The organism is Peteryoungia aggregata LMG 23059, assembly GCF_030814435.1.
Classification (GTDB): domain Bacteria; phylum Pseudomonadota; class Alphaproteobacteria; order Rhizobiales; family Rhizobiaceae; genus Allorhizobium; species Allorhizobium aggregatum.
Genome location: NZ_JAUSUW010000018.1, coordinates 45908 through 58272, shown reverse-complemented (window position 1 = coordinate 58272; position 12365 = coordinate 45908). Strand labels below are relative to the sequence as shown.

At 54.4% G+C, this 12365-nt stretch carries 10 protein-coding genes and 2 pseudogenes; 4 read left to right on the top strand and 8 right to left on the bottom strand.

The features are described from left to right. Positions 1–273: 273 nt before the first annotated feature. The 4 genes and pseudogenes from J2045_RS21480 to J2045_RS21465 form a co-directional block, all read left to right on the top strand. Positions 274–1209 (top strand): annotated as a pseudogene (locus J2045_RS21480) (acyltransferase family protein); the annotation flags it as partial. A 90-nt stretch (positions 1210–1299) separates the two neighbouring features. After that, on the top strand, positions 1300–1866 hold the full coding sequence (locus J2045_RS21475; RefSeq protein WP_307377034.1) for a sugar transferase: 567 nt from the start codon (positions 1300–1302) through the stop codon (positions 1864–1866). A 126-nt stretch (positions 1867–1992) separates the two neighbouring features. Beyond that, positions 1993–3858 (top strand): polysaccharide biosynthesis protein, encoded by a 1866-nt coding sequence (locus J2045_RS21470; RefSeq protein ID WP_307376992.1) that lies wholly within the window; start codon positions 1993–1995, stop codon positions 3856–3858. Continuing rightward, positions 3855–4754 (top strand): NAD-dependent epimerase/dehydratase family protein, encoded by a 900-nt coding sequence (locus J2045_RS21465; RefSeq protein ID WP_307376989.1) that lies wholly within the window; start codon positions 3855–3857, stop codon positions 4752–4754. Before J2045_RS21470 ends, J2045_RS21465 begins: the two co-directional genes overlap by 4 nt. 26 nt (positions 4755–4780) lie before the next feature. On the opposite strand, the gene J2045_RS21460 is transcribed toward J2045_RS21465, so the two are convergent. From J2045_RS21460 to J2045_RS21425, 8 genes and pseudogenes are all read right to left on the bottom strand, one after another. Beyond that, the gene (locus tag J2045_RS21460) at positions 4781–5545 is read right to left on the bottom strand and encodes a glycosyltransferase (protein ID WP_307376986.1); all 765 of its coding nucleotides are present in this window, start codon (positions 5543–5545) and stop codon (positions 4781–4783) included. Beyond that, positions 5538–6101: a class I SAM-dependent methyltransferase gene (locus tag J2045_RS21455; protein WP_307376984.1), complete on the bottom strand. Its 564-nt coding sequence runs from the start codon at positions 6099–6101 to the stop codon at positions 5538–5540. The genes J2045_RS21460 and J2045_RS21455 overlap by 8 nt, the downstream gene beginning before the upstream one ends. Next, positions 6098–7174, bottom strand: a complete 1077-nt coding sequence (locus J2045_RS21450; protein WP_307376982.1) for a glycosyltransferase — start codon at positions 7172–7174, stop codon at positions 6098–6100. Before J2045_RS21450 ends, J2045_RS21455 begins: the two co-directional genes overlap by 4 nt. Next, on the bottom strand, positions 7171–8328 hold the full coding sequence (locus J2045_RS21445; RefSeq protein WP_307376980.1) for a glycosyltransferase family 4 protein: 1158 nt from the start codon (positions 8326–8328) through the stop codon (positions 7171–7173). The genes J2045_RS21450 and J2045_RS21445 overlap by 4 nt, the downstream gene beginning before the upstream one ends. Next, a complete protein-coding gene (locus J2045_RS21440) occupies positions 8325–9062 on the bottom strand; it encodes a hypothetical protein (RefSeq protein ID WP_307376975.1) in 738 nt (245 codons plus the stop codon). Before J2045_RS21440 ends, J2045_RS21445 begins: the two co-directional genes overlap by 4 nt. A 607-nt stretch (positions 9063–9669) precedes the next feature. Then, on the bottom strand, positions 9670–11052 hold the full coding sequence (locus tag J2045_RS21435) for a hypothetical protein (RefSeq protein ID WP_307376973.1): 1383 nt from the start codon (positions 11050–11052) through the stop codon (positions 9670–9672). Then, positions 11046–11927 carry a class I SAM-dependent methyltransferase gene (locus tag J2045_RS21430; RefSeq protein WP_307376970.1) on the bottom strand — a complete coding sequence of 294 codons (882 nt, stop codon included), beginning with the start codon at positions 11925–11927 and terminating at the stop codon, positions 11046–11048. The genes J2045_RS21435 and J2045_RS21430 overlap by 7 nt, the downstream gene beginning before the upstream one ends. A gap of 44 nt (positions 11928–11971) precedes the next feature. Beyond that, a pseudogene (locus tag J2045_RS21425) lies at positions 11972–12244 on the bottom strand (integrase core domain-containing protein); the annotation flags it as partial. Positions 12245–12365: the final 121 nt, after the last annotated feature.

Below are 12365 nucleotides of genomic sequence, written 5' to 3'. Positions count from 1 at the left end.
AGGACGCAATTGAGCATTGCTCCCAACTTCTTCCAATTTACCACCTATCCGTGTCAAGCCGAAAAACAAGTCGTTTTGACTAATGCGGTCCCCTTATCGCTAAGCATAAGCGAAACGGTAGCCGTCAGAATACGAGCGTTACGCCATTTTGCTCAGTATCACGTAGTGGGTGCCAAGATTATCGAATGTGAGAAAAGGATACCGTAGGAGCAACGAATGTGACGACCTACAAACTTCAATGTTGCTCCAGCCATTGTATCTGGTTTCGGAGTCATGACCGCGAAACCGAGGCACCGAATGTCGGCGACATTGCTAGTGGATCAGCGCCCCAATAGCGCGATCGCGTCGATATGCAAGAAAGCAGCGAGCCGTGATGACATAGACGGCATTCGTGCGATTGCTGCGATGGCAGTCGTCGCGTTCCATGCTGGCGTTCCTGGTTTCGCCGGCGGCTTCATCGGCGTCGACATCTTCTTCGTAGTCTCGGGTTTTCTGATCGCGTCCTCGGTGATGCGCCGGCAGCAGGCTGGTCCGTTCACCGCCCTAGACTTCTTCGAGAGACGCGCGAGGCGATTGGCGGGCGCTTTCATGACCGTCGTTGCACTGAGCTGGTTGGCGGCATGGTCACTTTTCATGCCGCCCGACTACGAGACCTTTCTTCGTAGCGTCCGAGGCAGCGTTACCCTTCTCGCCAACCATCACTTCCATGACACGCTCGGGTACTTCGATACGGGACACCTGACCAAGCCGCGGTTGCATGTCTGGTCTCTCGCCATCGAAGAACAATTCTACCTTGCCGTCGCGGCGCTCTTTTTTGTCTCGGCGCTGAAGAAGTGGCTGCTCCCTACAGTCATCTGCCTGGGGGTCATCAGTCTCGTCGCCAGCGCCATCACACTCCCGGGACGCCCAGACGCGGCTTTCTACCTGCTCCCCTATCGTGCCTGGGAACTTCTCACGGGTGTCGCACTTGCCCTCTGGCCCGAACGGAGAGCATTCGTGGAGAGCCACAGGAAGGCCTTCAATGTGGCGGGTGCGAGCGCTCTTTTCTCGCTGATGGCGCTCGTATGGCTTTATGATCCGGCTATTCCATTCCCGGGACTTGCGGCCCTGCCACCTGTCGTCTTTACAGCTTTTCTGATTTTGGCCGGAGAGACACGGAATTTCACTTCCATTGCTCTCTCGTTTCGACCGATGGCGCTGATCGGGCGACGTTCCTACGGCCGCATCCTCAAGAGACTGGCGACACGTTATGAACTGCTCTATGAAGCACTAGCGAATGTATTGGAGAAGTTTCGCAATATGGTTCTGAAGCGCCTCTTCGATGTGCTCATGTCAGCTTGCGCTGCACTGGTCTTCGCGATCCCGATGGCAATCGTGGCGATTGCCGTGCGGGCCAGCTCGCCGGGTCCAGTGCTTTACTGGTCCAAACGTGTCGGGAAAGACAACCGCATCTTTCTTATGCCGAAGTTCCGCACCATGCGGGCTGACACGCCTGTTGTCGCCACACATCTGTTGAGCGACCCTTCCCGGCATTTGACCCCGATCGGAGGCTTCTTGAGAAAAAGCAGCCTCGATGAGCTGCCTCAGCTCTGGTGTATATTGAAGGGGCAGATGAGCCTGGTGGGGCCCCGCCCTGCCCTGTTCAACCAAGACGACCTCATCGAAGCACGGACAACTGCAGGCGTGCACACTCTTCCCCCTGGCTTGACCGGCTGGGCCCAGATCAATGGGCGGGATGAACTGGAGATTCCCTTGAAAGTTGCCTATGACGCCGAGTATCTGCTGCGCCGGGGTTTCATGTTCGATTTGCGGATATTGATCCTGACGGCGCTCAAAGTCGCCAGCGCGAAGGGCGTATCCCATTGAACCGCACAACCAAATAGGGAATACGGGCGAGAACCAATGACAGATTCAGAACTCGTTCGGCACCCCCTCGTTCGCCGACTTCGCGATCGGATCATTCGCACTCCAAGGCGTTTGAAGCGGCTCGTCATGATCCTGATTGACTGTGCTTTGCTGCTCAGCGCGATCTGGGCCGCGTATGCACTGCGCCTTTCCAACTGGTCTCCCGCAATCACGCCAGAACGATTAATCTTAGCCTTCATGGCGATTGCGGTCGCCATTCCAGTCTTCATTCGCTTGGGACTTTACAGATCCGTAATTCGCTACCTGCCGGAAGCCGCGATCTGGACAATCTTCCGAGCGATGATGATCGCAACGATGTGCTGGGTCATTATCGTCTTCCTCACCGAAATGTCAGGTCAAGGCATCGTACCGCGTTCGGTCCCGGTGCTCTACTTCGTGCTTGGGACGCTCATGATCGGTAGTTCCAGGTTCGCGGCAAAGTGGGTGCTAAGTGCGGGCACAGGCCTTAGGCGCGACGAAGAACCGACGTTTATCTATGGAGCAGGAGCAACCGCCGCCCAACTGGCAAGCGCTTTGCGTGGCCACGGGAACAGGTATGTGATGGGATTGATTGACGACGATCCGGTTAACCATGGCCGTGACATCGGCGGATACCGTGTTTTTTCGCCTCTCGACTTGCCACGACTCGTTGATCAATACGGAATTCGCGAGATCGTGCTTTCGATGTCATCCATCCCACCAGAAGCGCGTCAAGCGGTAATCGCCCGCGTGGCAGGATTGGGAATAAAGGTGCGCAGCGTTCCGGACATTTCTGACATCGTCGATGGCAGATACATCGTCAATCAGATTCGGGAAATCGAGATTGATGAGTTGCTCGGACGCTCGTTCGTGCCGCCTGACAAGGGTCTGCTGGCGCGCGCGCTCAGCGGAAAGACCGTCATGGTGACCGGAGCCGGTGGATCAATCGGGTCGGAGCTCTGTCGCCTGATCGCAACTTGGAAACCAGCCAAACTTATCCTTTTTGAAGCAAGCGAATATGCTCTCTACAAGATCGAGCAGGAACTGACGAACAAAGGCGGACCAGAAATAGTGCCGATCCTCGGTTCCGTTACCGATGAACGGCTGGTCCGAAGGACGATCCGGCAAAACAGGATCGAAGTGCTCTATCACGCCGCGGCCCACAAACACGTTCCGCTCTTAGAGGCAAATGTCCTTGAGGGTATTCGTAACAACGTGTTTGGCACACTTACCCTCGCCCAGGCTGCGACGGCAGAGAATGTGTCGAGTTTCGTCCTTATCTCCTCCGACAAAGCCGTGCGGCCGGCCAACGTGATGGGAGCGACAAAACGCTGGGCCGAGTTGATCGTGCGCCAGCGGGCGGCTCAGGCATTGCAGAGCGGGAGCAAGCAGACATTCTGCGCAGTTAGATTTGGCAATGTGATCGGGTCCAATGGTTCCGTGGTTCCCCTGTTTAAGCAGCAAATCGCCAAGGGAGGCCCTGTGACTGTAACGGATCCAGACATGACACGGTACTTCATGTCGATCCCCGAAGCCGCAGAACTCATTGTCCAAGCTGGCGCCCTTTCCGAGGGTGGCGATGTATTTCTTCTCGACATGGGAAACCCCGTCCGTATCGGAGACCTTGCTGAAAACATGATCCGCCTCGCCGGATTTAAGATCAGGGGTGAGGATAATGCGGAAAATGGAATCGCAATTCAGGTGATCGGCAAGCGGCCAGGCGAGAAGCCGTTCGAAGAACTTTTCTACAACCGTGACCACGCCACACCCACGGCACACCCGAAGATCATGCGGGCAGACGCTTCAACGATCGGCCATCAGGATCTGGGTGGTGCGCTTGCGGCTCTCCAGCTCGCCGTCGATCGCGAGGACAGCGGTGAGGCAAGAGCCATTCTTTTCTCGTTAATCCAGGAAGAAGGTGACGTGGCGCAGACAGACCCACTCAGTTCGCAACGGGATGATGCTGAGGAATGACATTCACTCTGGTGACGGGCGCTTCGGGCTTCGTAGGGACGTGCCTGATGGAAGAACTGCATCGCAGGGCGCATCCATGCATTGGCGTATCCCAAACATATAGGGAAGGGCTGGTCCGGATCCCGACATATACCACCGAGATGAACTGGGACCCGCTTCTTGACGGGGTGGAGGTAATCGTTCACCTCGCCGCTCGTGTACACGTGATGAATGACCGGTCGAGTGAGCCCTTAAGGGAATTTCGCCAATCCAACGTAGAGGCATCTCTCCATCTTGCCCGTTCCGCTGCCCGCTGCGGGGTCCGGCGATTTGTGTTTGTAAGTACAATAAAGGTCAATGGTGAGAGGACAGAGTTGGGCTGCCCTTTCAAGGCAGACGCCTCCCCTAACCCTGAGGGGCCTTATGCAATTTCAAAAATGGAAGCTGAAAAAGCCCTGCTGGAACTCGCCAGAGACACAGGCTTGGAAATAGTCATTATACGCCCAACGCTGGTATATGGCCCGGGCGTAAAGGGTAATATTGCGACCCTGGCAAAGTTGGGAAAACTAGGTTTACCGTCACCACTGGGGCTGATCCAAAATAGGCGATCCTTGCTGCATGTCAGCAATCTCTGCGACTTGCTTTTGATCGCAAGTGAGCATCCAAACGCAGCCAATCAAGTTTTCCTCGCAGCCGACGGAAACAGCGTTTCCACTGAGCAAATTCTTCAAGAACTTGGCTGGACGAAGGCGCCAAGGTGGCTATGCAAACTGGCGTCTTCAATTTTGAAAAGCAGACTGTTCGAGAATAACGCTGCCCTGGAGAAAATCATTGGAAATCTTGAAGCAGACATCGGAGATACGACAGAAAAACTAGGCTGGAAACCAAACAAATATGCGCTGCAAAAGATTAATTAGTATCTTCTTAAATACAGCACAAAGCATCAATAATCAAATAGAAATCTCATGGGGGAGCGATGCTTAAGGAGATATCGAGCCATACTGCTCACATGCCACCGAAGATAGCGAATACTTTTGTGGCTCGCCCTTTGGGCGTCGTGAGTGACACGGGCGCGGGGTTCGTAAACCACTTTCCACCCGCGTCGCCAGAATCGGGCGCAGATATCAACATCTTCGTAATATAAAAAGTAGCCTTCATCGAAGCCGTTAACCGCACGGAACTTGTCAGCGCGGAACATCAGGAACATACCTCCTACCCAATCAACGGTCGTGGGGGTACCTTGGATGACGGGGTAACGCCCCTGCTCTCCCAGCAGCACTTTCTTGATGAGGCCACCGAACGTCGGAAAATATCTGGCGCTGTCTTCTATGCTTCCAGTCGGATCAGCAACGCTGGGCGCGCAGATACCGCAACTCTCATCATCGGAAAAAAGCCGCGCCAAATCCTCAAACGGGCTATCACTGAGCCGGATGTCTGGATTTACCACAACGAAATAGGGCTCATCACAGTATTGAAAAGCCTGATTGTGATTAGCACCGAAGCCTTTCGGATTCTCGTTCCAGATAATCTTTGCATTTTCAGCGAAGACCTCAGGTAGATCAACCTCCAATTCAGAGACGTTGTAGGTAAGAATGACCTTGGCATCAGGCTTTACACGCGCAAGATCGCTCAAGAGAGCACTTACAATTTTACCCTGTCCGTGACTGACGATCGAAACAGTAACTCCGACGCTTGCAGCACTACCCACGCTCGAAAACTCCGTACAAGCAGTATTGCGAGAGGCATCGATCCAAAAATTTCGCCTCTACAGGCATGTGGAAAAGCTTCTTCTGCTTGAGTCCATAATTCTGAAGCAAGCCCACCAGCTTCGCTTCATCGTAGAATACCTTGTGGTCTGGATCACTTGCATAGCCCTTTCGTCCTGGGACGCCCACGACTACCCTTGCCGCCGGCTTGAGCACCCGAACCACCTCGGCGACCAGAGCGTGAGGTTCCGCGACATGTTCAAGTACATTGTCCAAAACAACCCCATCGAAAGTCGCATCGCCAAACGGAAGTTGGTTCACCTCCATCAAGCGGGCATCAAGTCCAAGGGTGCGGCACCAGTCAACCGCTGCCGGAATTATGTCGACGCCGATTGCATCGCGCCTGAATCGCAGGAAGTCACCAATGCCACAGCCAACGTCAAGAACAGATCCTGGCAGATAGCGGCTGATCCGCGGGTAAAGCCACCAGTTCCTATAAATCAAACCCGTCAGGCTACGCCCCTTCAGGTAGCTGAAGTAATCTTCAGAAGCAGTCATTTCGCGTTTTCCATAAGGTCCAGATATCGGCGTGCAGAAGTCTGCTGCCTAAACGTGGCGGGCAAAAGTGGGCCCCGCCGCCCCACAAGGTCCTGTCTATCGTCCAATAGCCTGCAAATCACAACAGGTAGCTCATCGTCCGATCGAAATGTAGCACTCGGGCCGCCCACCCCCAACAATTCACCATTGCCATCCACATCTCGAAGAACGCATGGCACGCCCAGGAAAAGCGCCTCCATGGCCGCTCTTGAGACCCCCTCGGATTTGGAAGGCAATACGAATAGATCTGCGGACGCGAGAACAGGATAGGGGTTCTCAACTTGCCCACGCAGCCGAACATGGTCGCTTAGATTTTCAGCGACAATGAACGCCTCGACTTCGGGCCTGAGGGGCCCCTCTCCCAAGATGTCGAGGGTGGCTTTCGGGTAAAACTCACGCACCTTTGCAAAAGCGCTTAAGAGCACAAGGGGTTGTTTCCGGGAAGTTAAGGAACCGACAAAGACCAAGCGCGGACCGCCGTTAGACGAATGTACGCCTCGATAAGGCTCCAGCGCCATTTCGTCGATAAAGTTGCCGATGACTTTCGGCTTCAAGAAGGCCAACCTCTGCAGTTGGTCGGCCATGGCTTGTGTCATGGCGACCACATGATCGAATGACCGCAATAGCCACATATGCACCACAGACAAGACGAGGCCCTGAACGCCGTATTCGTGACGGTAGTTCTCCGGAAGATTACCGCGCACGCTTGCACATATGACTGCCAGATCCCTGCACCGACTGTTCACCATGTCAGCCGAGAGGCACATTGAAATTGAGTACGTGCGGGACCTCCCTCCACTTGCTTTCAGGAGCGCTCGATAGGCCAGGAACTTGCGGATCCACGTTCTTCCGGTCTTGGCCAAGGAAATGACCGCAATACGGGTATCCACTTCGGCATCAGCTCCAGGCCCCTCTTTCAAATAGACCAATGAGACATTGCACACCGCAACAAGTGCATTCGCCAGCGCGATTGCCCCCTTCACAGGGCCCGTCGGATGTGGCGACGGGACCAGAATAAACACGTCGAATGTCATGCAAGACACCGCGCAGCAACCAGGATGCCCCTCGCCCTGGCGCTCCATGTGTGCCTTTCACGGTATTGCACATGAGCCGCACTCCCCAGCCGATCAGAAAGTCCTGGCTCACTATGCAAGTGGTCGAGCGCCGTCACCCAACCCGACACATCCGTCGGCAAGGCAAGCCGGCAATTTTGCCCATCGCACAAAACCTCACGCAGGACGGGAAGATCTGAAGAGATGATTGGTACACCAGAGCCCATATATTCAAACATCTTCATCGGGGACATCCAGCGCGCTGTATCATGCCCAGAAACCCCAATTGAGACACTCTCCTGATAAGGCATAAGCAAAACATCCATCAGACACATCAGCTGTCGCGCCACCGGATGGTAAACATGCCCCATGAACACGAGATTGGAGGAAGTGTTCGCCAGTCTTTTGGCCGAGACCTCCTCGGGATTTCCACCATAGACTAGAAATAGGCAATCAGGCCTCGCATCTGCCATTGCCTCGACGACCTCTATACCTCGCCCCTGATACAGATGCCCGAAGTATCCGCAAACCTGCCTCCAGCGCAGATCAGCAAGCGGAACCAACTGCATCAGTTGAGTTCGCCTGGAACTACTCGGAACAGGTTCAATGCCATCGGGGGCTGCATCATGCATTACCACGCAGTTCCAAGGGGGCACCCCATGGTGCTCAGTCAGATACTGTTCGAGCCTGGAGGAGATGACGATTGTCGTGACGTGACGGCAGCGCATCACAAGCCTCTGCATCCATTTGCGAAGGCCCGTCTCCAGTTGATGCGTCTCAAAAACGAGAGGCAAGCGGAACAGACAAGCGAGCAAAAATGCGGCATATAGATTCCGGGAAAGAACGTGCTTGGGACGCCGATCCATCAGGACTCCGAAAACAGCCATTGCAGCAATTCGCAAGTTGTCTCCCTTGGTAGAAGTACTGTGGTAGCTCACGATTTTCAGCCGTGCACTCTTGACGCCGTAAGCTTCACCGACTGCGCTCGCCAAGGCGGCCGGCTCCGGAACCGACCGTTTCGCATAAAGCACAACGTCAACTCCTTCTCGACCGAGCGCATCACATTGCAATGCGACATGCACCGAATTGGCAGACAGCGATGGCAAAGTGGAAGGCGAGATGTAATGGAATCTCATGGCTGCGCCCTCAGAGAGGGATGAAACCCGATCCCTGGATAGTCGATAAAGCCCCAATCGATCGCCCGTTTCGGATCAAGACACACATCGATTCTTGCAATCGCCAGCAGACGGAACCAGGTATCCCAAAGATCAGATTCGCTCCACTCCCGCGAGTATTCGCTCCAGTGAGTGTGGATCTGGCTATGTTTGGGACGCTGCAAGGCAACGGCATACCGCAGTCGCTCGACAAGCAATGGCACGTTGCCAAGCGCTCCATATACGCGATTTACCGACCGCCAGAAATTCGCGATCGATCTTGGGCGCACCTGCAGCGTCTCGGCGAACCCACCATCCGAGTTTTGTTCGCCCATGATCGCCTTGGCCGTCGTCCGCAACTGCTCACTTGCCCGCATCCCTCCGCCTCCTCCGTGAGGCGTCAGCATGAAGACTGCATCATAGTCATAGCATCCTCCACCACCGGGATAGGGTGCGAAGTGTCCGCCTGAATCAGCCAGCGAAAGAACCGCATCTATCGATCTGGTAGAATGCGGGTTGTCCACCTCAAGGTATTCCAAGATCTCATGTTGATGATAGCCGTTCTGGAACTGAAGATGCGTCATTTTCGTTCGCCCCCCCCAGAACCCGTAGCTGTTCATTGATGCCAGGTGACGACTGACCCACAGTTCGATATCGCGACTTGTATCCCGACCGGCAAAGTCCCTCGCGTGCAGGAGAAAGATCGCTAGAAACATCGCTTGGTTTCCACTGCCAGCAACGCCTCTGAGGCATCCATGCAAATGGAGCTCACGGTCCAGATCTTGGGGGAGTTGCTCTATGACCAAGTCATTCAGTTCAGCCGGGCTCCTGCCCGGCAACACAGCAAGGGCGCTCAGTGAGAAAGTGAGCAGTTGCCTGTATGGCTTACTCTTGAGCGCAGCCGCATCGTTCAAAGCCCCACGCTTTGCGCGAACGTCCGAGACGACTGCGTCTCCGAAGTGCATTGCTCGTTCCGACAGCTGAGCATCTCTCAGAAGGTGCAAAATGTAGATGGCGAAACACCTGGCGAAGGGTGTAGCCTCTGCTTTGGGGGTAAGACGGTAGTCGACACCATCGTCGCGGCAGGCCCGCAAAAACTTATAGACCCCGCTAAAAGTTGATTCTTGTATGTGCAGCAATCGGGAATTCCTGGATATTTGAAACGAACTGACGGTGGGCGCTTGAGCCCTCCCCCGGAAGAAATCGGGACCGCAGATCAGTCCTGGCTGCTATTATCATGCGATCGACGATGAAAGAACCTCAATAGCATTTCTGTGATCGTGCTCTGGCGGCCTTCAGGAGGCTTGACCTTAAAACACTGCCTTATGCCACGAGCGAAGAAGACTTACTCGTGATGGCCTGAGCCACAAGAAATGTGACTAGCGGAAGAAGCACTCCAGAATACCAGCCGGATTCTGAGTAAATGAGATAATCGAAGGCCAGCACACCGACACAGCCGAGCGCCCCCAGCACAAGGACCTGGTTTGCACCGCTTCCCGCGCTGTTGACCAAGAGGACCACCATCCACCCCATCCACCCCAATACGAGAAAAACGCCGAGAAAGCCAATTTCGAACAAGTGGCGAATCGCCAGACCTGATGGCCCGCGAAGCCCGACTTCCCGATACATGACATCCGATCCGTTATTCAGTCTCGGATGCGCCAGTAAGCGACCTCCACCACCACCCAGGAGCATTGTGTATAAGTCACTATCTGAAACTATATCCACAGCAACGACTATAATTCGCAGGCGCCCCATCTGTATGTTAAGGTTCTCATCAACAGAGAAATCCGACCTGTTCATCTCGGAATCAAAATCTCGCGTCATATATACGTATATATATTCAAAAACACCATTAACCCCGAGCTTAGAATAATCAGACGATCTTAGTGAATCAATTGAAGAAAGCGCCAGAGCTATCAAGAGTACGCAAGACATGAATGCAGAAGCCGCATAGTTTGCCAGAAGAGAGACCGATACCCTCTTATAACTCTTGCAAAAAAAGCGATGAAAGATTGCGTGGCAAACAAGGACCCCTATGGGCACCAATGGCATCATGACGAGAAGCGCTCGCTTCTCGGAAGCTACAGCGACCAATCCGACGGACGTTGCAACGAGAAAGACTTTCCATGGGGTGCGATGAACCAGGGCGACCGCCCATATAAACCCGAGGGCAAGCAGCGGCGTCAGCAAGCCAAGCTGTCCAGCCGATTGGTGCATCGTGCCGATCCAGCCTTTCTCATTGGCCCCTATCCAGAATAACTTGACCACACAAACCGCCACCTGCAACAGCGTCAGAGAAAGCAGGAGCTTGAGTAGGTGATGGCGCTCGCTGGTCCCAAGAGGAGCCAGAAGGAATGCCGCCATAAACAGAACTGGAGTACCGATCTCCCTTGAAAACAAGGCAATTTGAAGCGCTGAAGCCCCACTCGCCAAGGCATTTGCCCCTCCGATGCTCCAGGCCAAAACAAGTGGAATGGACGCGCATGCCACGCTTACCAACGAGGCACGATCACAACGCCTTACGCCACAGGCAATCAGAAGAAGCGCAAGACATTCCACCGCAAATCGACTGGCTGATTGGGGTATCCCCAGCCATTCCAAGAGACCGCCCGTCATGACAAGCAGAAGCAGCAACGCGGTCAGACAAAAGGCGACGGAAAGCGGCCCGAATTCAGCTCCGGCCCGGTTATCCGACCTCAGCATTCTTGAGGTTCCACAAACAACAGTGTTCTCGAAATTGGCAACCCTGCAGAACTGAGGAAATAGCGTGAAAAGAGAAGAGGAGACGCCGAAATCAGATCAAAGCCAGAAACGATTCTCCAGCCAGAGCGGGCGAGCAAAGAAATCAGTGATTTTCGAGTAAAGCCATGGAGATGCTCGAATGGCGACATGATATGCATCTCGCGTCCATTAAACGGATAGTCTTCCAACCACGTTCCGTTCAGGTGCTTGCATATGTCTGGAACAGATATGCGCAACACCCCGCCAGGCTGCATCAGAGACTTGATCGTCTGCAGCAAACCCATTGGATCCGGCACGTGCTCCAGCACCTGTTCGAGGTTTACCGCAGAGAATTGAGCCCCCTCAAGCTCTCGGAGATCAGTGATTTGCCTAATCCTTGATTGACTCGGCACCCGAGCAGCTGAGGGCTCGTAAGCCGTTACCTGAAACCCGGCAAGATCTGCAGCCACAGACCAACGCCCTCCACCAGAACCAAAATCTAGAAGGCCTTGATCAAGATGTCTTGCACCGACCAATCGTGCGAACTGCCGCATCTCACGACACATTCGGTTGGTTGGCGGGCGGTCCGCAGAGGTCACGCGCATCCGCCGACCATGTGCATACATCCCGAAAAGCGATTCTTGATCTGGATGCTCCGCGTGCCAAACATGTCCACAGCCCGCGCATTGAAACAACTGAAGCGAAAGCTCCCCCTCCCAACCGCTCATGTAACCACCATACTTTTTACGGTTCAGCTGTTGGAATCTCTCAGCCACCACCTGAGATTCACGGACTTCCAAGCGCTTAAGGCGATCGTCTGGACAGCACGGACATTGGTTTACAGACATTTTTTGCATTGGTTGGCAATCCACGGGTTTTGAACGGGACTCCGCAGTAGAGTTCACGAGGCCAATTTCAGTTTCTGTGCGGGCGTTATGCCGCCTATGCCCACATTGAGCCGTTTGCTGTTGTAGGTCCATAGCCACTGCGTGGCGAACTCCGGCGCGTCCTCAAGCATTTCATATCGGACGGTGCGATTGTAGCGCTCGACACAGGCATTCTGCCGAGGCTTTCCGGGCTGGCTGTGGCTTAAGGCATTTCCTTGCATTGCTGCCAATTCCATCAATTTGCCACTGCCCTACGCCGGTCCGTTATCCACACGAATGGCGAACGGTCAGGCCGTGCTGCGACTTCAGGCGGAGGAAAGGATCAATGCCCTATGGGGCGCCGTCGGTACCTTGATGCAGCTCGGTTCACGCATAAGGAATGGGAAAACTACTGCAGGGCTTCTGGAT